This is a genomic window from Candidatus Desulfofervidus auxilii (genome assembly GCA_030262725.1).
In the GTDB taxonomy this organism is placed as follows: domain Bacteria; phylum Desulfobacterota; class Desulfofervidia; order Desulfofervidales; family Desulfofervidaceae; genus JAJSZS01.
The window spans coordinates 175,584-201,896 of record JAJSZS010000001.1 but is presented as its reverse complement, the minus strand read 5'-3'; the positions used below and the strand labels follow the sequence as shown (position 1 = coordinate 201,896).

Here is a 26,313-nt window from a genome sequence, read left to right as displayed (position 1 = left end):
TCACCCCCTGTTATAAGCAACTATTTTTATTTCTTCTTTTTTTAAACTCAAATCAGGTAAAATGGCAATCCTTTTTTCAGGAAAAATTTGCTTAAGATAATAATAATTTTCCTTCTTTTGACCTAAACATTGAGAAATTATTTTAGGTGAGACAAAAATATTTATTTTTGTATTATTTTTAAATTGTTTTTTTAAAATAGTTATAATTTTTTCTCTAAAAATAGCTGCTCTAACCATCTCACCAAATGACGGATGCCAAGGACCTGCTATAATATTTTTAATAAGACTTGAAGTAGGCTGCAATCCCAAACGAATTACTGAAATACCTGCATCTTCAAATGCCATAACCAATTTTTTACAAATTTCTACTGCTTTTTTAAGTGTAAGAGGTTTATACCTTCCCTCTTTCCACCAGCGAGCAAGCACAGTGTTTTTAAGAACAATTGTAGGATAAATACGTACAAAATCTGGATGCCAACTAAGTACTTCATTAATCATCATTTGCCAAGTTTTCTCAGTCTCACTTGGAAGACCTATCATAAGTTGCCAACCTATAGAAAAACCAGCTTCTTTTATCATAGTTGTAGCTTTAAAAACATCTTTTACACTATGCCCTCTTTTGGCAATATTTAAAACATTTTCATCAAGTGATTGCACACCTAATTCAATTGTTTTCACACTATAAGATTTTAATTCATTTAATATTTCTTCATTTATAGCATCAGGTCTTGTAGATAGTCTAATACTTTCTACTTTTTGTTTTTGTATATAATGAAAAGCAAGTGAAAGTAATGCTTTTCTTTGAAAAGGCTCTAAAGCAGTAAAACTTCCTCCATAAAAGGCAATTTGTGGCTTATTTCTTTTAGTATGAATTTTCCTAGTTAGAAAAAAATCAATGGTTTCTTTAATTTTATTTAAAGAAAAACTTCTTATTCCAGTAATTTTAGATTGATTACAATAAATACAACGATGTGGACAACCCATATGTGGAATAAATATAGGAATAATATATGGCTTCATATTTTTAACCGTTGTAATGCTTGTTTTGCTGCATTTTGCTCTGCTTTTTTACGTGATTTTCCTTTACCCTTTCCCCATAACTCATTTTTAATAAATACACCTACTTGAAATATTCGATCATGATCAGGCCCATTTATTTTAAGAATACGGTAAGTTGGCAAAAGTTTATAGCGAGATTGAAGAATATTTTGCAATTCTGTTTTATAATCTCGATAATCACCTTGATAAACCTTAATAAACCAAGGATTAAATAATTTTTTTATAAGCTTCTTTACTGTAGTAAAATCGCTATCTAAATAAATTGCAGCTATAACTGCTTCTAAAGTATCTGCTAGTATAGATTCAGTCCCTTTTTCTCCTTTACCTAACCATAAAAATTCAGAAAGACCAAGTGAACATGCCACTTCAGCCAAAGTAGTTTCTTCAACAAGAAAAGCCTTAAGTCTGCTTAATTCACCTTCTGTCAATTTTGGCTCTTTTTCAAATAAAAAAGTACGAATAGCTAATTCAAGTACTGCATCGCCAAGAAACTCCAACCTTTCATTACTTATAACTCCTGCTTCATGAGCATAAGAGCGATGAATTAAAGCTTGTTGTAATAATTTAATATTTTTAAAAAAATAGCCAAGCCTTTTTTCTAAAATTTCTAAGTTTTTCATCATTTCATTTTTGTACATGCTTTTTTAGACTGTCAAGACACTCCTTGCAAAGAAAATAAGTATGTTGTAATAAGCTTATAAAATGCAACCAGATAAATCTTTTGTTCAGCAAAAATTTAAGCGAATAACAAGATGGTATGATTTTTTAAATTCTTTATTAAGTCTTGGGCTTGACCATTATTGGCGTTGGCAAACAGTAAAATGTCTTAAAGGAATAAAAGGAGTAGTATTGGATTTATGTGCAGGTACTCTTCCATTAAGTAAAGCTTTATTAAGATGGATTGATTTTAAAGGAAAAATTATTGCTCTAGATTTTTGTCCATCTATGCTTTTTTATGGTTATAAAAAAGAAAAGAGAATTTTCCCAATAGCTGGTGATGCACTTTCTTTACCATTAAAAAATGAAAGTATAGATGCTGTAATGGTTGCTTTTGGAGTAAGAAACTTTACTGACCAACTAGCAGGATTAAAAGAGATGAAACGTGTTTTAAAAATTAAAGGGAAATTAGTTATTCTTGAATTTTCTCATCCTCTACATCCTTATTTTAAGGCATTTTACTTTGCTTATCTAAAGCATCTCTTGCCAAAAATAGGAGGAATAATAAGTGGAGAATGTGAAGCTTATCAATATCTTTCTAATTCTATTGCTTTATTCTATCAACCAAATGAATGGATGAATTTAATGAAAAAAGCAGGTTTTCATAATATAAAGCATCGTTATCTTACTAATGGAATAGTAAGTCTTTATACAGCTATTAAATCTTTGTCTTGATTTTTCGAAAAATGTAAGTTATTTTTGGAAACATAGAGAGGTGTATTATGATAAAAATTGTGTGGTTAGGACATGCTGCTTTTAAAATAGAGATTAATGGAAAGAAAATCTATATTGATCCTTGGTTAGAAAACCCTCAATCTCCTGTTAAATGGCAAGAAATAAAAGATGCTGAAATCGTACTTGTTACTCATGATCATTTTGACCATACTGGTCAAGCAATTGAGATTGTTAAACAAAGTAATGGTATTCTTGTTGCTAATGTAGAAACAGCTAGAAAATTTGCTGAAGCTGGATTGTCTGAAAAAAATATTGCAAATAATGGATATGGTTTAAATATTGGAGGTTCTTTTAACATAAATAACATAACTATAACAATGGTTCAGGCTTACCATTCAAGTAGTAGTGGGGTTGCTACAGGTTATATTATTAGCTTTCAGGATATAAATATTTATCATGCAGGAGATACAGGTATTTTTAGTGAAATGCAACTGATTAGTGAAATTTATCCCTTAACAGTAGCATTAATTCCTATTGGAGGGGTTTTCACCATGGATGCTTATCAAGCAGCCAAAGCTTTAAAACTTCTAAAACCTAAATTAGCTATACCCATGCATTATGGTACTTTCCCTATTATTGCTCCAGATGCTAATTCTTTTGTTGAAATTGCACAAAAGATTGCACCGGAGGTAAAAATTGTAGTCTTAAAGCCTGGAGAAGTATATAATATTGAAAAATAGGAGGTAAAAATGGAAAATTTAACCCGCATTGGTTTCACATTAGAAGATTTAAGCTGGGAAATAGAAGGGACAGAAGCTTTTGTGAAAGAAGAATGGGGAAAAATTAAAGATTATTTACTTGAATATTTACAGGCAAAATTAAGATCAACAACTCCTACACTAGTAGCTATCAATACTAGAAAGCTTTATGAATTTTATCAGCAGAAAAATCCTCGTAGTCATTTAAAAACAATTACTGTATTTGCTTATTATTTAAAACACTTTGAAGGGAAAGAAGAATTTTCACAAACAGATTTGCGTCAATGTTATCAAGCCCTTGGTCTCACCCCTCCTAAAGTACTTACACAGGCAATTAGAGATGTAAGAAGTAGATATAAATATTTTAATAAGGGCTCAAAAAGAGGATATTATACCATTTCACCTTTAGGCGAAAAGTTTGTAGAGGAAGAACTACCAAAATAGTCCCAAATCATGAAAAAATTAGCAGTAGTGTTAGTAAGTGGTGGATTAGATAGTTGTGTAACAACAGCTATTGCTGCACAAGAATATGAGCTTGCTTTATTACATGTGAATTATGGTCAACGCACAGAAAAAAGAGAATTGAAGGCTTTTGAAGATATTGCCAATTATTATAAAGCAAAATATCGTTTAGTAGTTTCTTTAAATTTTTTAAAAGAAATTGGAGGTTCAAGTCTTACAGATACGCAGATTCCAATACCAGAGTATGTATTAGAAGATAAAGAAGTCCTTACTACTTATGTACCTTTTCGCAATACCCATCTTATTGCTATAGGTGTTTCTTGGGCAGAAGTAATTGGTGCAGAAAAGATTTTTATAGGAGCAATGGAAGAAGATAGTAGTGGATATCCAGATTGTCGTGAGGAATATTTTAAGGCTTATAATCGATTGATAGAATTAGGAACAAAACCTGAAACACATATTGAGATTGTAACACCTGTTATTCACATGAAGAAATGGGAAGTAGTGAAAAAAGGAGCTGAACTTAAAGCTCCTTTTCACCTTACTTGGTCATGTTATCAAAATGAAACTGTTGCTTGTGGTAAATGCCCTTCTTGTCTATTACGTCTTAGAGCCTTTGCCTTAGCTGGTATAGAAGATCCTTTACCTTATGCTTTAAAACCTAAAGTAATTTAAATAAAATTTGACATAAACTTGACATAAAGTAGTGTTTCAATTAAAAAGGGGATTATGTTGAAAAGAAGGTTTAAAAAAATTTTGGTAGCAAATAGAGGGGAAATTGCTTCAAGGATTATCAGAGCTATCAAAGAATGGGGAAGTGCAGCAGTAGCTGTTTATGAAACACCAGATGCAGAAGCAAGACATGTAATTCAAGCAGATGAAGCAGTTTGGTTAGGGGATGGGCCATGTTTTGATTATTTGAGTATTGAAAAGATGATTGCTGCAGCTAAGAGGACTGGAGCTGAAGCTATCCATCCAGGTTATGGCTTCCTTGCAGAAAATCCTGATTTTGCTAAAGCGTGCCGTGAAGCAGGATTAGTATTTATTGGCCCTCCTACAGAAGTAATTAAAGCATTAGGAGATAAAGTTATTGCTCGAAAACTTATGGAAGAAGCAGGTATTCCAGTAGTACCAGGTACAGACCCTTTACCTTCAGGAGAAGAAGGAAAAGAGATGGCTTTAAGTTTTGCTAAAAAATATGGTTTTCCTTTATTAATTAAAGCAGTAGGTGGTGGAGGAGGACGTGGAATTAGACAAGTAAATAATGAAGAAGAATTGCTTAATCAAATTCCTTTAGCTGAAGCTGAAGCTAAATCAGCATTTGGAGATCCCAGAGTTTATTTAGAAAAATATTTACCTAATCCCAAGCATATAGAAGTACAGATCCTAGGTGATGAATATGGTAATGTTATTCATCTAGGCACAAGAGATTGTTCTATTCAACGGCGCCATCAAAAATTAGTAGAAATTGCCCCAGATATGCTTAATGACAAAAAGCTTACTTCTCAAATCTGTGAAGCAGCAATTAAAGCTGCAAAAAAAGTAGGTTATATCAATGCTGGCACTGTTGAATTTCTCGTTAAAGGGAAGGAGTTTTATTTTTTAGAAATTAATACACGTTTGCAAGTAGAACATACTGTTACTGAAATGATAACAGGTGTAGATATTGTTAGAGCTCAATTGGAAATTGCTGCTGGTAATCCTTTACCCATTACTCAAGAAAATGTCATATTAAGAGGACATGCTATTGAAATGCGGATTAATGCTGAAGATCCAAAAAATAATTTTTTACCTGAATCAGGAAAAAAAGTACTTGTTTATTATTCTCCAGGAGGCTTTGGAGTAAGACTAGATGGATGTGCTTATCCTGGTTATGTTGTACCTCAAGCCTATGATTCCCTTTTAGTAAAATTAACTGTTTATGGTCTTACTTGGGAAGAAGCTGTAGAAAGGCTAAAAAGAGCATTAAATGGCTTTATTATTATTGGACCAAAAACAACAATCCCTTTTTATCTACAAATTGTAGATGACCCTGATTTTCGTGCTGGTAATTTTGATACTGGTTATTTGGAAACACATCCTCATCTTTTAAATTATAAAGAAGAGGAGCAAGAAGTTTCAAAAATTGCTAGATTAATTGCTGAAATTCATCATCGTGGTTTTAATCCCTATGCTATTTAAGAGGAAAACATGAGAATTACCCGACACATGTCTGTAAAAGAAATTTTAGAAATATTAAGAAAAGCTAAAGGTTATTATATCACTAACACTCAAAGAGATTTATCTCAGTCAGATTTTAAAAATAGAATTTTGCTTCATACTGACCTTTTAGCTGCCCCTTATCGTGATCAAGCTGGTTATTTTTCTTTGGAAATCAGTGGTGGTGCTTCAGTGCATGTGGATATGCTTAGAAAACAAGTTAATCCTTTTTTAAAATTAGAATTACTACGGCAAGAAATGCCCAATACTATGTTTCAAACACTTTGCCGTGGTATTAATCTTTTTGGCTATAGACCCTATCCAGAAAATGTAATTAGGTTAACAGTAAAGGAATTTGCTAAATATATAGAAGTATGGAGAGTTTTTGATTTTCTTAACTATGTCCCTAATATGATTCCTGTCTTTGAAGAAGTTAAAAAAGCTGGAAAGGTTCTTGAACCATGTATTTGTTTTTCTACAGGTCCTGAACATACAGATGAATTTTATGTAAAAAAAGTGAAAGAAATTATTGAAGTTACAGGTGAAGATATTATCTTATGTATTAAAAATCATGGTGGTCTTGGCACACCTAAAAGAATTGGACAATTAGTTAAAGCAATTAAACAGGCATTTCCTGAACTTATTATTCACTATCACGGTCATAATACAGATGGTAATGACATTGGTCGGATTGTGGCAGCAGTAATGAATGGAGCAAAAATTGTTGATGCTGGCGATCATGCCTTAACAGGATTTTTTGGTCCTCCTCCTATATTAACTGTTATTGATACTCTTGAAGCTTATGGATATAAAGCTGAAGGTATTGATAGAAATGCTGTTATTGCCACTTCACAAGTATTACGTAAAGAAAGATTAGCTTATGCTTGTTTTGAATCTCAGTATAAGGGCTTTGATCCAACTGTTCAGATACATAAATTGCCAGGTGGAGCAATGGGCAGTAGCCTTGAACAAGCAGAAAAGGGTGGTTTTCTTCATTTAATGCCAAAGATTTTATTAGAAGAACTCCCTCGTGTACATCGGGAACTTGGAAATTGGTGGAGTGTAACACCAGGTTCACAAATACTTTGGACAACAGCTGTAGATAATGTACTTTCTGGTGAACGTTATGCTAACCCTAGTGGTGATTTAAAAAATCTGCTTTTAGGTCGTTATGGGCCATTTCCTTTTTATTGGCCTAGTGATGAAATTTATAAAAAAGTATTTGGACCTGATTGGAAAAAAATAGTTGATGAACAATGGGGTTTAGAAGAGATAAAACCAGTAGATTTAGAAGCAGAAAAAAAGACCCTTGAAGAAAAGATTGGAAGAAAGGCTACAACAGAAGAGCTTGTTCTTTATCTTCAACATCCTACTGATGCTATAGCTTTTTTTAAATTTGAAGAACAATTTGGCAAAACATTTGTTCTTCCACCACAAATTTGGTTTAGACAAGGTGGATTTAAGATAGGAGAAAAAATTACTTTTACTGACTACAAAGGTAAATTACATATTATTGAAGTAGGACCTACTCATGAAACTGATGGGAAAAAAGTTACACATTTTACCATTGATTTACATCCAGTAGTATTGGTTACAGAAATAGAGGAGAAAAAAGTAGCTGTTACAGCACTTACGCGAGAAGAAATAGATGCCCTTGCTCAAGTAGGAGATATTCGGGCACCTTTTAATGCTAGTATACAAAAAATTGAAGTAAAAATTGGAGATATTGTTAAATCAGGAGATGTTGTTATTATAATTGAGGCTATGAAGATGCAAACACCTTTAATTAGTGAAGTAGAAGGGACAGTAGAAAAAATTTTTGTTAAAGAAGGTGATCAGGTTAAAATGGGAGATCGCCTTGTTTTAATTAGGAAAAAATAAATAAAAAGGAATAAAAAATGACTCTAAAAGAAGTAAAAGCAATTGCTAAAAAAATGGGATTAAGAATAGGACGAATGAAAAAAGCGGAATTGATTAGAAGTATTCAAAAAGCTGAAGGTAATATTCCTTGTTTTGCAACAGATCGAGTTTATGAATGTGGAGAAGAAAATTGCCTTTGGCGTGAGGATTGTTTGAAAGAAAATAAAAAATCTAAAAAGTGAAAGTCCTTTTTGTCACTTCTGAAGCAACTCCTTTTGCTCGCACTGGAGGGTTAGCAGAATTTTGTGGTAGTTTACCAATTTATTTATCCAATCAAGGTATAAATACAGATATTATTCTTCCTTTTTATCGTTGTATAAAAGAAGGTGGTTATTCTTTAAAATTAGTTATTGAAAAATTACGTCTTGGTTTAGGTTGGCGTTGGCTTAATTTTTCTGTTTTTCAAACTTATTTAAAAGAAAATATACGTGTTTTTCTTATTGAAAAAGATGAATTTTTTGATCGATCTTTTCTTTACGGCACTGAAAAAGAAGAATATTTTGATAATGCAGAAAGATTTATTTTTTTCACTAAAGCTGTTTTAAATTTTATTGAACATTATAATGAATCTTGGGATATTATTCATTGCCATGATTGGCAAACAGCTTTAATACCAGTTTACTTAAAACAAAATTTCTATCCTCAATTAAATTCAATAAAAACTGTTCTTACTATCCATAACTTAGGTTATCAGGGAATATTCCCATCAGAAACTTTTTCATTTACTAATCTTCCTGCAGATTTATTTTCTATAAATGGATTAGAATTTTTTGGGCAAATAAATTTTTTAAAAGGAGGAATTATTTTTGCCGACTTCTTAACAACTGTCAGCCCTACTTATGCAAAAGAAATTCAGACACCTCATTATGGTTTTGGTTTAGATGGAGTTTTAAAAATATATGCACATAAACTTAAGGGAATACTAAATGGAGTAGATTATACTATATGGAACCCTGAGATTGACCCTTATATTGCGATTAATTATTCAAATTCAAATTTAGAAGGGAAAAAAATATGTAAAGAGGACTTATTAGCTACATGTGGTTTACCAGTAGATTTAAAAGAAAGACCTTTATTAGCTATGGTAAGCAGATTAGTAGAACAAAAAGGGATAGATATTTTATTACCAATCTTAGAAAAGCTTATGCAAAAAGGAGTATGTTTGATTATATTAGGTCAGGGGAATAAATATTATGAAGATACTTTAAAAAGCATAGCTGCAGCTTATCCTAATCAAATGAAGGTAGAAATTAAATTTGATAATATCCTTTCACACAAAATTATAGCTGGAGCTGATATGTTGCTCATGCCCTCACGTTATGAACCATGTGGGCTTGCTCAAATGTATGCTATGAAATATGGTACAATCCCTATTGTGCACCATACCGGAGGTTTAGCAGATACTGTCATAGATGTAAACTCAGAAAAAAAGATAGGTACAGGATTTAAATTCTATGATTATACAGCAAAGGCTTTTTTAGAAGCTATTGAACGTGCATTATTTTATTTTGAACAAAAAAAAGAAATGTGGTATAGTCTTATGCAAGAAGCAATGAGGTGTGATTTTTCCTGGGAAAAATCTGCTCATGAATATCTTTTATTATATCAATCATTATTATAAATTATGTCTAAGTTTGTCTGTTTCCATGGTCATTTTTATCAACCTCCTCGAGAAGACCCCTGGTTAGAACAGATTGAATTTCAAGAAACAGCTTTACCTTATCATGATTGGAACGAAAGGATCACAGCTGAATGTTATTTGCCGAATGCATATGCAAGACGTTTGGATAGTGAAGGTTTTATCATTGAAATTTTGAATAATTATGAAGAAATAAGTTTTAATTTTGGTCCTACACTTTTGCGTTGGTTTGAAAAACATAAACCAGACATTTTAAAAAAGATTGTTCAAGCAGATAAAAAAAGCTGTCTTTATTATAATGGACATGGTAATGCTATTGCTCAAGTATATAATCATATCATTATGCCTTTGGCCACAACTAAAGATAAAATTACACAAATACGTTGGGGAATTGAAGCCTTTAAATACTTTTTTGGACGTTCACCTGAAGGAATGTGGCTTCCAGAAACTGCAGTAGATAATGAAACACTTGCCTTAATGGCAAAAGAGGGTATTAAATTTACTATTTTAGCACCAAAACAAGCATTAAAAATTCGTCCACTTTCCTCAAAAGATGAAAAAATTTGGTGTCAAGTGGAAGAAAATACCTTAGACATTGCTCAACCTTACCGTTGTTATCCGACTAAAGATACATCTATTGACATTTTCTTTTATCATAGCCCACTTTCACATGGAATTGCTTTTGGCAATCTGTTACATAATGGAGAAATACTTGCAAAACAGATTGAAGCTGCTTTTTCAAAGGATGAAGGTCTCATCAGTATAGTCACTGATGGAGAAACATTTGGACATCATTGGAAATTTGGAGAAATGGCACTTGCTTATGCAATTTATCATTTTTCCCATCATTCTGACATAAAATTGACTAATTTTTCTTATTTTTTGAGTCAATTTCCTCCAAAATATGAAGTAGTTATAAAAGAGAATACTGCTTGGAGTTGTGCACATGGATTGGGACGATGGGAAAGAGATTGTGGTTGTTGCACAGGCTTTCATCCAGAGTGGCATCAGAAGTGGCGTAGACCTTTTAGAGATGCCCTTAACTGGTTAAGAGACAAAATTCATTCTTTTTTTGAAGAGATAGGTAGTCAATATTTTTATGACCCTTGGGCTGCTCGTGATGATTATATTAAAATTGTATTAAATCCCTCTTTTGAAACAAAAGAAGAATTTTGGCAAAAACATAGCAATTATCTTCCTCAAAAAGAAAAGATAAAAGCATTAAAACTCCTTGAAATGCAATATTATAGTCAATTAATGTTTACTAGTTGTGGTTGGTTCTTTGATGATATTTCTGGACTTGAAGCTAAACAAAACTTACGTTATGCAGCAAGAGCCATTCAACTTGCGAAGGATTTTAATCTAGACTTAGAAAAAGGATTTCTCAAAATACTTAAAAAAGCAAAAAGCAATTTACCAGAGTATGGTGATGGTGCTCAGATTTATCAAAAACAAATACGCCCTCATCTTTATGATTTTCAACGTATAGCTGTTCATTTTAGCTTTAATCATCTTTTAAAAGAACCTTTATCAAAAACATCTTTTTATACTTTAAATGTAGAAGTAAAAAAACATGAGATTTATAAAGCAGGTGGAAATTCTTTGCTTTTTGAACATCTTTTAATCACACATCAACGCACAGAGGAAAAAAAAGAATTTCTAACAGTTATACTCCATCTTGGTGGATTAGACCTAATAGGAACAGCCTTTTCAACATTAAATGAAACAATAGTTGAAAATTATAAAAAGCTTTTCCAAGAATTAGCTTTTTACCAAATTAAAGCTAAATTAGAAAAATTTTCAAATTGTTATAAAATTCAAAACATTTTTTTGGACGACCGTAGAAAGCTTGCTCTTAAATTGTTAAAAGATAAATTGGAAACATTTGAAAATACTTATGCTAGTTTTTATCAAGAAAATAAAAGTTTGATGCTTTCTTTAAAACAACTTCATATCCCTTTACCAGAAGGCTTTTTAGCTATTGCTAAAACTGTGTTGAGTAAAGAAGCCTATAAAGAATGTCAGAAAAAACTTCTAGGAAAGAAAAATTATTTTAAAGAAGTTCTTGAAGAGGCTAAAATATTAGGATTGAAATTAGATACATTAGATATAAAAAATCTTTTAGAAGATTATATTAAAACAAATCTTAAAAAAATTAAAGAAACATTTGATTTTAATGTTATCAAACAAATTCAAAATGCTTTGGATCTCTATCAAAGTCTTTCCCCCCAATTGGATTTATGTCATATTCAGAACGATTTTTGGGATACTATTATTTCACTTAAAGCACAATTAAATATTTTGCCTAAAGCTATTATTTCTTTAGGGGAAAAACTTAAATTTAGATTAGAAATATAAGATGCCAAAATATTATCTCCCTTTTGCTATTCATTTACATCAGCCTGTTGGTAACTTTGAAAAGATTTTAGAAAAAGCAGTATATAAATGTTATGCACCTTTTCTTAAAACTATAGAAAAATTTCCAAACTTTCGTTTTAGCCTTCATATTTCAGGTCCTTTATGGGAGTGGTTCGAGGTGCGTTTTCCTCATCTTATAGATTTAATTGCTAGATTGGTAGAAAGAAAACAAATAGAACTTATGGCTGGCGGTTTTTATGAACCATTATTGCCTTTTATTCCAGAAAGAGATGCTAAAGGGCAACTTTCTTATATGCTTAACTATTTAAAAAATCGTTTTGGTGTAGTTTCTGAAGGCTTATGGCTAACTGAAAGAGTTTGGACCCCTGAATTGCCAAAGCTTTTAGTACCCTTAGGTATAAAATACACACTAGTAGATGACACTCATTTTTTTAATGCTGGATTAAACAAAAAAGACATTCATGGTTATTTCATTACTGAAAAAGAAGGTTATTGTCTCTTTATTTTCCCTATTGATAAAAAATTACGCTACCTTATTCCTTTCAAAGATCCAAAAGATATTTTTGAATATTTTGAAAGTTTTTTTACTAATACAGAAGGAAATACATTAACTTATGGAGATGATGGAGAAAAATTTGGACTTTGGCCTAATACTTGGCAATTGGTTTATAAAAAAAGATGGCTTGAAAAATTTCTTTCTTTTTTAGAAAAAGAAAACAAAATTGAAATACTTCCTTTAAAAGAATTTTTAGAAAAATTTCCTCCACGTGCTCGGATTTATCTTCCTCCTGCTTCTTATGAAGAAATGATGGAATGGTCATTTTTACCTGAATTTGGTGCACGCTATCTTGAATTTATTGATTTTTTAAAATCAGAAAAAAAATGGGAAAGATATCAGCCATTTGTGCGAGGTAGTAATTGGGATAATTTTTTGCGAAAATATGAAGAGAGTAATCTTATGCATAAAAAAATGATTCTTGTAAGTGAAAAAGTGGCAAAAAATTTTCCAAAATATGAGCTTTCAAATCTTCCTTTAGCTATTAAACATCTATGGAAAGCTCAGTGCAATTGTGCTTATTGGCATGGAATCTTTGGTGGATTATATTTAGGACATTTACGCTCAGCTGTTTATCAAAATCTTATTGCTGCTGAAAATGCCTTACCTAATAAAGATATTGAAATAATATTTAAAGACTATGACTGTGATGGAAGAAAAGAATGGCTATTTTCCTCTCCTAAAATAAATGCCTATATCAAACCAACTTATGGTGGGGCTTTAATTTTACTAGAGTGGCGAGAAAAAAAACTAAATCTTACTCATGTTCTTACTCGTCGTCCTGAAACATATCATGTTAAAATCAGAGAAAAAATTAATCAACCAAAAAAAGAAAAAACAGATGATGTGAAAACTATCCATGAACAATTTAAATTGAAACAACCAAATTTGGATAAATATCTTGTTTATGACTGGCATTATCGTTTTAATTTTTTAGACCATTTTTTAAGTAACAAAATAAATTTGTTTACATTTAGTCAGTCAAAATATCAAGATTTGGGAGATTTTACTACTGAACCTTATGAAATTTTTGATTGGGGAAAAGAAGAAAATGGAGCTTTTCTTATATTAAAAAGAAATGGAAATATAAATGGATTTGGAACATTAGAATTAATAAAACAATTTAAGATTCTTACTGAAGGAGAAATTATTGTACATTATCAACTATTTCCTACATTTTCTTCCAATCTTCGATTTGCTACTGAACTTAATCTTTTCTTACCAAATTGGGATTTGATAATAAATGAGGAAAAATATAATATTTTAAAGGCAAGAGAATTTAAAAAAATTTCAAAATTTACTTTGATTAATTATAATAATTCTATCCATATTTCTGCCAAACAGCCATTTCATTTATGGATTTTCCCAATCTATACAGTAAACCTTTCAGAATCTGGTGCAGAAAAAACTTATCAAGGCACTTGTTTTGTTTTTATAACCAAATTTAATTTTAAAAAAGACAAAATTTTTATACAAGAATGGCAATTAAAATTATCAAATTAAACGGTTTTTTTAGGAACAACAACAATTCCCGATGTAAGATCAAGATAAAATCTTTCAGCATCTTTTTCTAAATCATAACCAATCCTTTCACCCCTTCGGATGATATTACCTTCATCCACAATTGTTCTTCTAATCTGAGCTCCTTCTTCTACAATAACATCTCCAATAAGAACAGATTCTTCAACTAAAGCACGGCTACCAACAAATACATTACGTCCAATAACAGAATCCCTTACCCAACCTCCACTTACAATAGAACCACCAGCAATAAGACTATTCTCAAGATGCCCAATACGACCCTCGGCATCTACTACTACCTTTGCTGGAGGATCATGATATTTAACTGAACGCACTGGCCATTTTGGATTATAAAGATTTAATTTAGGTAACGGATTTTTTAAATCCATATTAGCTTCATAATAAGAAATAATAGTACCTACATCTCTCCAATAAGTAGGTTGTTTTTCTAAACCAGGCACTTTATTTTTGCAAAAATCATAAGCAAATACACGTCTAGTTTGACAAATTCTTGGCAAAATATCTTTACCAAAATCATGAGAACTATCTTTATCCTCAGCATCAATTTCCAATTCTTCTAAAAGCACATCTGTATTAAAAACATAATTACCCATAGAAACTAATCCTTTATTAGGATCTCCAGGCATAGCAATAGGATTAGAAGATTTTTCTTGAAACTTTTTAATTTGCCAATTTTCGTCAACAACTACTACACCAAATTGATAACATTCAGAAATAGGATAGGGAATTGTAGCTACAGTTACTTCAGCATTTTTTTCTAAATGATAATCTATCATTTGGCGAACATCCATAAAATACACATGATCAGCACCAAAAATAAGGACTAAATCTGGCTTAAATTGTTTTATAAGATATGTATTTTGATAAATAGCATCAGCAGTACCCAAATACCAACTTTCTCTTAAACGCATTTGTGCAGGCACTGGTAAGATAAAAAAACTATCCATAGGATAAGCACCTACCCAACCTAATTGAAGATGTCTTAAAAGAGATTGTGCTTTATATTGAGTTAAAACATATATAGAATAAATACCGGAGTTAACAAGATTGCTTAAGACAAAATCAATCAATCGATAAATACCACCAAAGTGAACAGCTGGTTTGGTACGGTGAGCAGTAAGAGGATAAAGTCTTTCTCCCTTCCCACCAGCCAATACCATAGCTAATATTTTTAACATATAATCTACTTTACAAAAATTTTAATAATAAAGCAATAATTGACAAAATAAAGCTTTTTTTGTTAAAAAGCTTTTATGCAAGAAAAAATTAAAGGCATACTAGAAGTACTTGATAAGCACTATCCTAATGTAAAAGTAGCTCTTAACTATACAAATCCATTAGAATTATTAATAGCAACCATTCTTTCTGCACAATGTACTGATGAAAGAGTAAATCAAGTAACAGCTTATCTTTTTAAAAAGTATCAAACAGCCAAAGATTATGCTGAAGCAGATTTAAAGACTTTAGAAGAAGATATTAAACCTACAGGATTTTATAAAAATAAAGCAAAACATATAAAAGCCTGTTGTCAAGCATTATTGGAAAAATACAATGGAGAAATCCCTCCTGATCTTGAAAAACTTACAAATTTACCAGGAGTAGGAAGAAAAACAGCAAATGTAGTGTTGGGTAATGCCTTTAATATACCTGGCATTGTAGTAGATACTCATGTCCGCCGTTTAGCTAAACGTTTAGGATTAACAAAACAAAGAGATCCTTTAAAAATAGAACAAGATTTAATGGCAATCATACCTAGGGAGAAATGGACAAAATTCTCTTTGCAATTAACTTGGCATGGACGTACAATCTGTAAATCACGTCAACCTAAATGTGATGTTTGTCCTTTAACAACATGGTGTGATGAGTTCCAAAAGTTAAAGAAATAGCCTTTTCAGGACAAACATTGTAACAAGTAAGACATCTCAAACAATCTAATTGATTTGGTTTTTCATAAATCTTAATTCCCATTGGACAATATTTGTAACAAATATCACACTTTTTACACTTTGTTTTATCTACATGCATTTGTAAAAGACTAAAACGATTAAATAAACCATAAAAAGCACCCAATGGACAAAGTATATGGCAAAAAGGACGTTTAAAAAATATAGTCATTATTAAAAATATCGATAAAATTATTAGTTTATGATAAAAAACCCAAGTAATCTGCTGTTTTAAACTAGGTATTAATATTAAAAGAGGCAAACCTGCTTCTAATGTACCAACAGGACATAGATAACGACAAAACCATGCTTCACCATAACCCATTTTGTCTATAATTAAAATAGGTAATAAAAAAACAAAAAATAATAAAATTGCATATTTAAAAAGCGAAAAATATTTAGGTAAAGAAAATTTGCGTGTAGGTAACTTAAAAATAATTTCTTGTAAAAGACCAAAAGGACAAGCCCAACCGCAAGCCATACGACCAACAAAGGCACCGATAATAATCATTGTTCCTAAAACATAAATGCCGAAAACATAAATACTATTGTGCCAGTTAAACCTTAATTCAGAAAGAAAGTGTTGAATAGCACCAATAGGACAACTTAAAGTAGCAGCTGGGCAAGAATAACAATTAAGACCTGGTGCACAGAAGGCTTTTAAAGGTCCTGTATAAATTTTCTCTTTACCTAAGAATGCCCAATAACCATTATTAAAAAATAGCCAAAGAAATTGAATTCGACGTCTCATAATATTAACCAATACCCATACAACTTAAACAAATATTTGTAGCTTTTTTAAGAAGTATTTTTACCTCACCAAAATAGAGACCAAAAATTATAAAGAATAAACCAAGAAAGATAAAAAACCATGTTAAATTAATTTTTCTCATTTTATTTAGATGATTCTGAAATAACTTTTGGCTTATGAGCAAAAATCTTTGCTACCCAAATGCTTATTTCATAAAGCAAAATTAAAGGACCAGCCATAAGAAGCTGAGTACCAACATCAGGAGGAGTAAGAATAGCAGCTATTATAAAACTAAGAACAATAGCATAACGCCTTTTTGAAGCCAAAGTCTCTTTATCAATAATTCCCATCTTTGCTAAAAAAAATGTAAAGACTGGCAACTCAAAAATAAGACCAAAAGCAAAAAGAAGCTTTAAACTTAAAGAAAAATATTCATTCATTTTTGGTAAAAGTTTTAAATAATCAGTAGAAAAACCTAAAAAAAATTTAAAACCAAAAGGAAATACTACATAATAGGCAAAAACACAACCTAATAAGAAGAAAAAAGTAGAAGAAATTACGAAGGGAATAACAAACTTTTTTTCATGTTCATAAAGTCCTGGAGCAACAAACTTCCAGAGTTGATAAAAAACAATAGGTGAAGCAAATATAAAACCAAAAAGTAAAGAGACTTTAAAATAAGTAAAAAAAGCTTCTGTGAGGGCAGTAAAAATCATAGGTTGGTCAGGTGGTAGGAGTTTTACTAATGGCTGAGCAAGAAAATAAAATAATTTTTTAGAAAAGAAAAAAGAAATGGCTGCCCCTAAAGCAATAGCTATAAGACAGATAAATAAACGTTGACGTAATTCCTCTAGATGAGCAGTAAAAGGTAATTTTAATTCTTCATTTTCGCCCATTTTTAGCTTTTTCCTTTTCTTCTATCTCCTCAGAAATAATTTCATCTTCTATTTTTTTTAATTCTCCCTCTATATCAATGCTTTCTTTCACCTCTCTTGTTGCTTTTCTAAACTCCTTTACTCCTCTACCTAATGCACGAGCTACTTCAGGCAATCTCTTTGGGCCCAAAACAAGAAGGGCAATAATTAAAATAATTATTAATTCCTGCATACCAATACTAAACATTGATAAGCCTCCTTATAGACTTTCAACTTTTTAACAAAAAGCCTATTTAAAGACAAGGGTAAACATTTTATTCATTGACACTATTCAGCAAATAATTTATAGTGGACTTACTTGGGTATGCCCAAGTGATTTTTAATTTTTTAGGAGGTAAAGATGAAGATTGATACTGACATGGTAGTGGAAATTCAATACACAGTAACCTTGGATTCTGGTGAAGTGGTGGAAGGAGCAAAGGAACCAGCGCGTTATTCTTTCATTTTTGGTAAAGGACAGATCTTTCCAGCATTAGAAAGGAAATTAAAAGGGCTTAAACCTGGCGATACAATGGAAGTTACACTTACTCCTGCTGAAGGTTTTGGCGAAAGAAGACCAGAATTAATGAGAGAAGTACCTCTTTCTGAATTTCCACCAGATTTAGAAATAGAAGTAGGACATATGTATCGCACAGTAGATGCACAAGGAAATCCAATGTATTTTTCTATCAGAGAAAAAACAGACAAAACAGCCATTCTTGATTTTAACCATCCTTTAGCAGGTGAAAATCTCCATTTTAAGGTTTCTGTAGTTAGTGTACGTCCTGCCACAGCAGAAGAATTAGCAGAAGCTAGTTCTGTTTGTATCCCTGGTGGATGTGCTTCTTGTAGTGAGCCTTGTGATTAAAAAAGGGGGCTTAAAGCCCCCTAAATTAAATTTTTTATTAAATTTTTTATTCTTTTTTCTATCTCATCTCGCAGTTGGCGTATGTTTTTAATATTTTTTTCTTTTTTCTTTATATTCCAATTTTCTACTTTATTAGCAGAAATAATAGCTTTATATCCCTCATCCATTTGAATTAATAGATCATATAAATCTTCCTGCACAACTTCTATTTTTTTAGGTCGACGATAAACTAAATCAATCCCTTTTTCTGCCATAACTTTTATTACTAATGGATCTATATTTGAAGCTGGCTGTATACCAGCACTTTTTACATCAAAGTATTTTCCAGCATAATATTGTAAAAAGGCTTCAGCCATATGGCTACGGCAAGCGTTTTTTTGAGAAATAAAGATTATTTTTTTTCTTTTTTTAAAAGATTTTATAAATTTTTTCCCTTCTAAATAGGCTTCTTTTAATGCAGTTGGATGATAAATTATATCTCCCTTTTTTTCTATTCTTTTAAAACCAAGCTTTTTTTTGTATTTTGCTCCAATAGCTTTAAAAAAATATTTGGCTGTAAGCTCAATACCAAAAAAAAGATTTTTACATTTTGTCGCTCCTACTGTAAGCAAAAAGCCTAAACGGAAAGTGGCTTTTGGATCTATAAGATTTAAAATATATCTTCTTACCCAAAATACTTGACAACGATCAATAAAGGCCTTTAATTGAGCAGGAACATTATAGAAAAAAACAGGTGTAGCAAGAATCACTGCATCAGCTTGCCTCAGAAGAAAATAAATTTCTTCCATATCGTCTTTAATAAAACAAAAACCATTTTCCTCACATTTTCCACACTCTATACAAGGAAAAATCCTCTTTTCTGCAATATTTAATACTTTTATTTCTCCTCCCATTTCTTTTATACCTTCTAAAAAGGCAAAAAGAAGACTTTCTGTATTTCCTCCTTTCCTAGGACTACCCAATAAAGCAAGCACAAACATTAATTGACTCCTATTATCTTGGTACTGGCAAAGTTGAATTTGAAATAAATTAAGAATATTTTTCTTTATATCCACATTTAAGACAAATAAGTTGTTGTTTTTTTAAAATTCTAAATGCAGCCCCACAATTTGGACATGATTTAGCTATAGGTTCATTCCATAAAATAAATTGACATTGTGGATAACGACTGCAACGATAAAAAATCTTTTTCTTTTTAGAAATTTGTTTTACAAGTTTTCCTAAACCACATTGAGGACAAACAATATTTAATGTAATAGAAGCAGTATATTTGCATTCAGGATAACCTGAACAAGCAAGAAATAGACCATAACGACCTTGTTTTTTGATAAGAGGACGACCACATTCTGGACAAATTTCTTCTGTCTCTTTTGTTAGAATAACAATCTCTCCATTCTCGTTCCTAACAAAATCTTTTGTATTTTTACATACCGGATAACGAGAACAAGCAAGAAATACACCATTTTTGCCAATCTTTATTATCATTTTAGCACCACATTTCTCACACTTTATTTCTGTCTCAATTCCTTTCCTTTTTACATCAAGCATTTTTATTTCTGCCTGTTTGAGCGCTTGATTAAAAACCTCATAAAAAGCTGTAAGTGTTTCTAAAGGAAGCTTTTTTCCCTCTTCTATCTCATCTAACTCAGCTTCCATTTTAGCAGTAAAAGAGACATCTACAATTTCAGGAAAATTTTTTATTAGTAATTCGTTTACAATAAAACCTAATTCTGTTGGTTTAAACTTTCCTTTATCTTTCACAACATATTTTCTTTCTTGAATAGTAGTAAGTATGGTAGCATATGTACTAGGACGCCCTATACCTTTTTCTTCTAGTTCTTTTATTAAAGATGCTTCTGTATAACGAGCTGGTGGTTTAGTAAAATGTTGAGAAGGCAAAATCTTTTTTAATTTTAATTTTTCTCCTTCTTCTAATAATGGCAAAATAACAGATTTATCTTTATCTTCGGTTTCCTCATAAATATATTTAAAACCATAATCTTTTAATATGCTACCAGTAACCTTAAAAAGATAATCTCCACAAGTAATTTCTATTATTGTTTGATCATAAATAGCAGGAGCCATTTGAGAAGCAATAAAACGTTTCCAGATAAGTTCATAAAGTGCTTTTTGATCAGAGTTAAGCCAATTAGAAATACTTTCTGGAGTGCGATAAACAGAGGTAGGTCTTATTGCTTCATGAGCATCTTGAGCCTCTCGTTTATTCTTATAAAAATATGGATTTTTAGGAATAGCCTTATCTCCCCATTTTTCTTTTATAAATTTTCTTGCTTCTTTAATAGCTATTTCAGCACTGCGTACCGAATCTGTACGCATATAAGTAATAAGACCCACTCTACCTTCAGGTAAATCTATGCCTTCATAAAGTTGCTGAGCAATAAACATTGTTTTTTGAGCTGAAAAACCAAGCTTTTTTGCTGCTTCCTGTTGCATTGTGCTAGTAATAAATGGAGGAGGAGGATACTTTTTTTTCTCTTTGGATGTGATTTTTTCAACAATAAAAGGCTCTTTTAAATCATGAATTATCTTTTTTGCTTCATCTTCTGTTCTTAAATGACATTTTTGATCCTTAATTTTAATAAGTTTTGCCTCAAAAGGAGGAGGATTTTTTGCTTCTAATAAAACAGATATTTCCCAATATTCTTCTGATACAAAGTTCTGAATAGCCTTCTCTCTTTCACATATCAATCTCAAGGCTACTGATTGCACCCTACCTGCTGAAAGACCCCTTTTTACCTTTTCCCATAAAAGTGGAGAAATTTTATAGCCAACAAGTCTATCCAAAATACGTCTGGTTTGTTGTGAGCCATATTTATTTGAATCAAGGGATGTAGGATTTTTTAATGCTTCTTTTACAGCAATAGGCGTGATTTCGTGAAAAAGCACACGTTTAATTCTCTCCCCTTTTTTATCTATTTCTTCTGCTATATGCCAAGCAATAGCTTCTCCTTCTCTATCTGGATCAGAGGCAAGATAGATTTCTTCTGCTTTTTTTGCTAATGTTTTTAATTTTTTTATAATTTTTTGTTTCCCTGGTAAAATTACATAAATAGGTTTAAATTGATTTTCAATCTCTACACCTAATTTATTTTTTGGCAAATCTTTAATATGACCAATAGTAGCCTCTACTACAAAATTTTTCAAAAGTTTTTTTAAAGTCCTTGCCTTTGCTGGAGATTCAACAATAAGTAATTTCATCTTAAATTTCCATTAATTTTATTTCGGGTATAGTTACAATCTCTTCCATTTCCTTTAAGTGATAAAAAAATAGCCTTAAACTCTCTAAGTGCAAAGAGGATAAATCATAATTTAAACATTGCCAGTAGGCAATTGGATTATCTAAATGTTTATATAATGTGGCAATGATATTTAAATGAGAAAGACCCCATTTTTTTGAGGCAAGAAGTGCTTGCCAAATGTTTATGATTTTCCTTCTATGCGTTTCCCAAAATGTTTTTCTTACCACAAAAAAACTAAATACAAATGGTAAACCTGTCCATTTTTGCCAAATCTCGCTTAAATCAAGCTGATAAGGATAGATTCTTTTTGCCCTAAGATTTAAGGCTGCATCACCAATAGCTAATCCAGCTATAACTGTCCCATTAAATTTAATAATCTCGCCTTTTTTATAAATAGGTTTAATGCCAAATTCTTTTTTTAAAATAAGCTTTAAAAGGGCAACGGAAGTGGCTGATTGTTTAGTAACAAAAACAGGACACCCATCAAGTTCTTCTATTGGCACACGACTAAAAAGTACTACACTTTTTACTTTTCCCTTAGCAGATATAGAAAGTTCTGGCAAAATTAAACATTCATTAACTATGTCAACATATGCTATTGAGGAAATAGGGCTTATATCTAATTTAGCTTTTTTAAGAAGATTATTAAGATTTGTTGGAGGAGCAGAAATTAAATGAAATTCCTCTTTGCATTTTATTTTACCTGTTTCTAGACCATAATAGATTGGTACACAATTTAAAAATGGAAATTTACCTAAGCGTAATTTTCTATCCATCTTACTTTTCTTTCTATTCCAGCTATAATTACAGCCTCTGCCAAATTTTTTCCAATAATTGGAGAAAACAATATCTTTGCCTCTGCATGAGGGAAAAATGTACCAAAACGGCATCCAAATCCTAAAGCAATACTACCTTTCCATGTTCCCATCTCTAACAATTCACTAGGAGAAAAAATGCCTTCATTTAATAAATAGCCCATTTCTTTAAAAAGATTTAAATCCTCATTACTAGCTAAACTATCTGTACCTAAACAGAGAAATAGACCAAATTTTTTAAAAAGAAAAAGAGGAGGTTTTTTTAAACCCAAATTAGCATTACTTCTGGGACAGATACAAATTTTTACTTTATATTTTTTTAAAATCTCAATCTCTTTTTGTGTCACCTCTATACAATGTACACATAAAGTATTAGAGTCAAGTATCTTAAGAGATTCTAAATAATCTATTGGTCTTTTTTTAGGTATAAGCCCATCTTCCCAAACACCTTTTTCTTTAAGCAAAGAGGCAATTTTACCTTTTCCAGTAAGTAAAAATTCTACTTCTGCCTCACTTTCTGCTACATGAATAGAAAATATTTTTTTATTTTCCCTAGCTAATTTTTTAATTTTTTTTAAAAATTTTGGATGTACACTATAAGGAGAATGAGCAGATGGCATTACTTTTGGATAAGTTTCTATAAAATTTAGCCAGTTTTTCCAGCGTTTTTGAGCTATATTTTCATTAAAACCAATAAATTCAAAAAAAATTACTTCTCCAGGAAGATTATCATTTTCTGGTATATTTTTTATGTTTCCAAAAAGGGCTGTACCTGTAATCTTTAAATCATTATATGCTTTTTTTTCTGCTTCCTTACGTTTTTCTCTTTTTAATCCCATTTTTGCAACAATGATAGAGCTTAACCAATCAACAAAATTATCTTTTTTAATACCTTTTAATGCCGAAAGTTCTAAATGAGTATGGACATTTACTAAAGCAGGAAACAATATCCCTTCACCATGATCAATAACTTCACCATTTATTTTCTTTCTTATTTCTTTATAATTGCCAACTTCTAAAATTTTTCCTTGACTTATAGCTATAGCACCATTTTCAATAGGTGGACAAAATATAGGCAATATCCATTTAGCACGATGAATTTTAAACCCATTCATAATACATGTTTCTTCTCTGTGGTTTAAAACCTGCTTTTTCTATTAAATAACACATTTCTTTTTCATTCATACGAAATTTCACACCAGTAGCAGCAACTACATTTTCCTCTATCATAAGGCTACCTAAATCATTTGCCCCAAAAAATAAGGAAATTTGCCCAATTTTTGCCCCTTGTGTAACCCATGAGGCTTGAATATTGGGAATATTATCTAAAATAATTCGAGAAATTGCCAATGTTTTTAAATATTCAACAGCACCTACTGGTTTTAAATAATTCAGAGCTGTATTTTTGGGTTGAAATGTCCAAGGAATAAAAGCAGTAAAACCATGTGTTTTATCTTGTAAATCTCTAATCTTAAACAAATGTTCAATACGTTCTTCATAAGTTTCTATATGGCCAAACATCATTGTAGCAGTGGTTTTTATTCCTAATTTGTGTGCTGTTTCCATAACTTTAAGCCAGGTAAATACATCACATTTATTTGGAGAAAGAATTTTACGCACTCTATCTACTAAGATCTCTGCCCCTCCACCAGGGATAGAATTAAGACCTGCTTTTTTAAGCCTTATTAAAGTTTCTTCAATACTTAAATTAGATTTTTTAGCAATATGTGCTATTTCTGGAGCAGATAAACCATGAATATGAATATTTGGATAATGTTTTTTTATCCAAAAAAGCATCTCTTCATAATCAGAAATAGTCCAATCAGGATGCAATCCTCCTTGTAATAAAATTTGAATACCACCTAATTCAATAGTTTCTTCTATTTTTTTAGCTAATTCTTTTTTATTCAAAACATATGCCTCTGGATGTCCTTTTGGACGCCAAAATGCACAAAATTTACAGCAAGAAATACAAATATTTGAATAATTAATATTACGATCAACAATATAAGTTACTATAGGCTCTGGATGTAAACGTAATCTTATTTGATGTGCCAGTTTACCTAGTAAAATCAAATCTAAATCAAATAGTCTTATAGCTTCTTCTTTTTTAAGTCGCTCACCATTTAAAATTTTATCAATCAGTTTTTTATCTTGCTTTTTCAAAAAATCCATTCCTTTCTACTGGTTCATAACCTGCTTCTCTTATTAAACTTTCTAATTCCTTTTTTGTTAAACATTGTGGGGATTCTGCTTTTGCCATATGGGTAATCTTTTCTTCAATAATAGTACCATCCATATCATCTGCTCCAAAATTTAAAGCAACCTGCGCAAGCTTTGGTGTAAGCATGACCCAATATGCCTTAATATGAGGAATGTTATCTAGCATAAGTCGAGAAATAGCAATTGTCTTTAAATCTTCTATACCAGTTGGCCCTGGCAAGTAATCTAATCTTGTATTTTTTGGATGAAATGAAAGTGGAATAAAACAAAGAAAACCACCTGTTTCATCTTGTGCATTCCTTAAGGCAATTAAATGCTCAAGACGTTCCTCAATGGTCTCAATATGACCATAAAGCATAGTACAATTTGTAGGTATGCCTAAGCGATGGGCGGTCTTGATAACCTCTAACCATTCTTTACCAGAAAGCTTTTTAGGACATAATGCCCTTCTTACTCTATCACTAAATACTTCTGCTCCACCACCAGGTAAAATATTTAAACCTGCTTCTTTTAAAATTGATAAAACTTCTTCAATATTTTTGCCTGTTATTTTAGAAAAATGGGCAATTTCAGTAGCTGTATAGGCTTTAATGCAGACATCTGGACGAATTGAGCGCACAATCTTTATAATCTCAATATAATATTCAAAGGGAAGTTCAGGATTAAGTCCTCCAACAATATGAATCTCTTTTATAGGTTCATTCAAACGAGATTTAACCTTAGATTCTATTTCCTCTAAACTCAAAGTGAATGCCTTTGGATCTCCTTTTGGTTTACCAAAAGCACAAAATTTGCAAAGATTTATGCAAATATTGCTATAATTAATATGTTGATTATAAACATAATATGCCCTTTTCCCATGTAATTTTTCTCTTACAATTTTTGCTAATTCTCCAAGAAAAAATAAAGGTGCTTGATAAAGAAAAAGACCATCATTAAAACTAAGTCTTTCTCCACTTTCTACCTTATGCACAATTTCTTTAAACATTTCTTGCCAATCCTTTTTTTAAAATGTCTATCCAGATATCTATCTTTTTTTCCAATACTTTTTCATCTGCCTGATAAATAGAAATAGCATCTAAATAAGGTAACACATGTGCTTGTAAAAAACGTTCTATCATGGCATCTAACATAAAAGCTGCCATTTCCAAATCTATATCTTCTCTAATTTCCCCTTTTCTTTTTCCTTCCTCTAAAATTGGAAGAAGATAATCTCTAGAATAAAAACGAATAGCTTTTAAAAGATTTTCCCTTACAGGTACTTTATCTTCAAAAAGAATTTTTAAGTAAATATGAAAAATATGAGGATGTTTTTTTATAAATTCAATTCCTGCTTTTAAAGAAGTTTTAATTTTAAAAAAAACATCACCTTTTTCTTCTTTAATAGGTTTTAATATTTTTTTTGCTAAATAGATACCTTGTGAAAAAATAAAAAGAAATAAATGCTCTTTATTGCGAAAGTATTGATAAAGAGAACCTTTAGCAATTCCTAATTTCTCAATAATACGGTTAATGCTTGCTTTCTGATAACCTTGAGTAGCAAATTCCTCTGTAGCAACTTTAAGTAAACGTTCTTGTTTTTCTGCTGCTAATGAAAAAAATGTTTTTTGAGGTTGAAATTTATTTTTCATGA

General features: G+C 31.0%; 25 protein-coding genes. 12 read left to right on the top strand and 13 right to left on the bottom strand.

Annotated features, from left to right (window positions below; genetic code table 11):
* Together LWW95_01010 and rnc are read right to left on the bottom strand one after the other, a co-directional pair.
* Complete coding sequence (locus tag LWW95_01010) at positions 1-1,020, bottom strand: radical SAM protein (protein ID MDL1955621.1); 1,020 nt, start codon at positions 1,018-1,020, stop codon at positions 1-3.
* Positions 1,017-1,679, bottom strand: a complete 663-nt coding sequence (rnc, locus tag LWW95_01005; protein MDL1955620.1) for a ribonuclease III — start codon at positions 1,677-1,679, stop codon at positions 1,017-1,019. The genes LWW95_01010 and rnc overlap by 4 nt, the downstream gene beginning before the upstream one ends.
* An 82-nt stretch (positions 1,680-1,761) precedes the next feature.
* Here rnc and LWW95_01000 point away from each other — a divergent pair, with 82 nt between their 5' ends.
* From LWW95_01000 to LWW95_00955, 10 genes are read left to right on the top strand one after another with little or no spacing between them, the layout of a single operon-like run.
* Complete coding sequence (locus LWW95_01000; protein ID MDL1955619.1) at positions 1,762-2,451, top strand: ubiquinone/menaquinone biosynthesis methyltransferase; 690 nt, start codon at positions 1,762-1,764, stop codon at positions 2,449-2,451.
* A gap of 47 nt (positions 2,452-2,498) precedes the next feature.
* Positions 2,499-3,191, top strand: a complete 693-nt coding sequence (locus LWW95_00995) for a metal-dependent hydrolase (GenBank protein ID MDL1955618.1) — start codon at positions 2,499-2,501, stop codon at positions 3,189-3,191.
* A 9-nt stretch (positions 3,192-3,200) separates the two neighbouring features.
* Complete coding sequence (locus LWW95_00990; GenBank protein ID MDL1955617.1) at positions 3,201-3,653, top strand: hypothetical protein; 453 nt, start codon at positions 3,201-3,203, stop codon at positions 3,651-3,653.
* 9 nt (positions 3,654-3,662) lie between these two features.
* Complete coding sequence (queC, locus tag LWW95_00985; GenBank protein ID MDL1955616.1) at positions 3,663-4,346, top strand: 7-cyano-7-deazaguanine synthase QueC; 684 nt, start codon at positions 3,663-3,665, stop codon at positions 4,344-4,346.
* A 54-nt stretch (positions 4,347-4,400) separates the two neighbouring features.
* Positions 4,401-5,852, top strand: a complete 1,452-nt coding sequence (locus LWW95_00980) for an acetyl-CoA carboxylase biotin carboxylase subunit (protein MDL1955615.1) — start codon at positions 4,401-4,403, stop codon at positions 5,850-5,852.
* 9 nt (positions 5,853-5,861) lie between these two features.
* A complete protein-coding gene (locus tag LWW95_00975; GenBank protein MDL1955614.1) occupies positions 5,862-7,751 on the top strand; it encodes a pyruvate carboxylase in 1,890 nt (629 codons plus the stop codon).
* 17 nt (positions 7,752-7,768) lie between these two features.
* Positions 7,769-7,972, top strand: coding sequence for a Rho termination factor N-terminal domain-containing protein (locus tag LWW95_00970; protein MDL1955613.1), 204 nt, complete (start codon positions 7,769-7,771; stop codon positions 7,970-7,972).
* Positions 7,969-9,411, top strand: a complete 1,443-nt coding sequence (glgA, locus tag LWW95_00965; protein ID MDL1955612.1) for a glycogen synthase GlgA — start codon at positions 7,969-7,971, stop codon at positions 9,409-9,411. The genes LWW95_00970 and glgA overlap by 4 nt, the downstream gene beginning before the upstream one ends.
* A 3-nt stretch (positions 9,412-9,414) precedes the next feature.
* Positions 9,415-11,787 carry a DUF3536 domain-containing protein gene (locus LWW95_00960; GenBank protein MDL1955611.1) on the top strand — a complete coding sequence of 791 codons (2,373 nt, stop codon included), beginning with the start codon at positions 9,415-9,417 and terminating at the stop codon, positions 11,785-11,787.
* A gap of 1 nt (position 11,788) precedes the next feature.
* Positions 11,789-13,867, top strand: coding sequence for a DUF1926 domain-containing protein (locus LWW95_00955; GenBank protein MDL1955610.1), 2,079 nt, complete (start codon positions 11,789-11,791; stop codon positions 13,865-13,867).
* On the opposite strand, the gene glgC is transcribed toward LWW95_00955, so the two are convergent.
* Positions 13,864-15,084, bottom strand: a complete 1,221-nt coding sequence (gene glgC / locus LWW95_00950; GenBank protein ID MDL1955609.1) for a glucose-1-phosphate adenylyltransferase — start codon at positions 15,082-15,084, stop codon at positions 13,864-13,866. The genes LWW95_00955 and glgC overlap by 4 nt on opposite strands.
* A 75-nt stretch (positions 15,085-15,159) precedes the next feature.
* Between glgC and nth the strand changes: the two genes are divergently transcribed.
* A complete protein-coding gene (gene nth, locus LWW95_00945; protein MDL1955608.1) occupies positions 15,160-15,792 on the top strand; it encodes an endonuclease III in 633 nt (210 codons plus the stop codon).
* Here the strand turns inward: nth and LWW95_00940 are convergent.
* From LWW95_00940 to tatB, 3 genes are all read right to left on the bottom strand, one after another.
* Positions 15,731-16,600 (bottom strand): 4Fe-4S binding protein, encoded by an 870-nt coding sequence (locus tag LWW95_00940; protein MDL1955607.1) that lies wholly within the window; start codon positions 16,598-16,600, stop codon positions 15,731-15,733. The two genes, nth and LWW95_00940, sit on opposite strands and share 62 nt — an antisense overlap.
* Before the next feature lie 143 nt (positions 16,601-16,743).
* On the bottom strand, positions 16,744-17,496 hold the full coding sequence (gene tatC / locus LWW95_00935) for a twin-arginine translocase subunit TatC (GenBank protein MDL1955606.1): 753 nt from the start codon (positions 17,494-17,496) through the stop codon (positions 16,744-16,746).
* Positions 17,483-17,722 carry a Sec-independent protein translocase protein TatB gene (gene tatB / locus LWW95_00930; GenBank protein MDL1955605.1) on the bottom strand — a complete coding sequence of 80 codons (240 nt, stop codon included), beginning with the start codon at positions 17,720-17,722 and terminating at the stop codon, positions 17,483-17,485. The genes tatC and tatB overlap by 14 nt, the downstream gene beginning before the upstream one ends.
* 153 nt (positions 17,723-17,875) lie before the next feature.
* Here tatB and LWW95_00925 point away from each other — a divergent pair, with 153 nt between their 5' ends.
* On the top strand, positions 17,876-18,382 hold the full coding sequence (locus LWW95_00925) for a peptidylprolyl isomerase (protein MDL1955604.1): 507 nt from the start codon (positions 17,876-17,878) through the stop codon (positions 18,380-18,382).
* A 20-nt stretch (positions 18,383-18,402) separates the two neighbouring features.
* Here the strand turns inward: LWW95_00925 and LWW95_00920 are convergent, their stop codons facing one another.
* Genes LWW95_00920 through LWW95_00890 form a run of 7 tightly spaced genes read right to left on the bottom strand, consistent with a single transcriptional unit; the run spans position 18,403 to position 26,311 of the window.
* Positions 18,403-19,362 (bottom strand): NAD(P)H-dependent oxidoreductase, encoded by a 960-nt coding sequence (locus LWW95_00920; protein ID MDL1955603.1) that lies wholly within the window; start codon positions 19,360-19,362, stop codon positions 18,403-18,405.
* A 49-nt stretch (positions 19,363-19,411) separates the two neighbouring features.
* Positions 19,412-21,601 carry a type I DNA topoisomerase gene (topA, locus tag LWW95_00915; protein MDL1955602.1) on the bottom strand — a complete coding sequence of 730 codons (2,190 nt, stop codon included), beginning with the start codon at positions 21,599-21,601 and terminating at the stop codon, positions 19,412-19,414.
* A gap of 1 nt (position 21,602) precedes the next feature.
* Positions 21,603-22,418: a menaquinone biosynthesis protein gene (locus LWW95_00910; GenBank protein MDL1955601.1), complete on the bottom strand. Its 816-nt coding sequence runs from the start codon at positions 22,416-22,418 to the stop codon at positions 21,603-21,605.
* On the bottom strand, positions 22,397-23,572 hold the full coding sequence (locus LWW95_00905) for an amidohydrolase family protein (protein MDL1955600.1): 1,176 nt from the start codon (positions 23,570-23,572) through the stop codon (positions 22,397-22,399). The genes LWW95_00910 and LWW95_00905 overlap by 22 nt, the downstream gene beginning before the upstream one ends.
* Positions 23,559-24,632: a dehypoxanthine futalosine cyclase gene (mqnC, locus tag LWW95_00900; protein MDL1955599.1), complete on the bottom strand. Its 1,074-nt coding sequence runs from the start codon at positions 24,630-24,632 to the stop codon at positions 23,559-23,561. The genes LWW95_00905 and mqnC overlap by 14 nt, the downstream gene beginning before the upstream one ends.
* Positions 24,607-25,668 (bottom strand): aminofutalosine synthase MqnE, encoded by a 1,062-nt coding sequence (mqnE, locus tag LWW95_00895; protein ID MDL1955598.1) that lies wholly within the window; start codon positions 25,666-25,668, stop codon positions 24,607-24,609. The genes mqnC and mqnE overlap by 26 nt, the downstream gene beginning before the upstream one ends.
* A complete protein-coding gene (locus LWW95_00890) occupies positions 25,661-26,311 on the bottom strand; it encodes a TetR/AcrR family transcriptional regulator (GenBank protein ID MDL1955597.1) in 651 nt (216 codons plus the stop codon). Before LWW95_00890 ends, mqnE begins: the two co-directional genes overlap by 8 nt.
* Positions 26,312-26,313 lie beyond the last annotated feature (2 nt).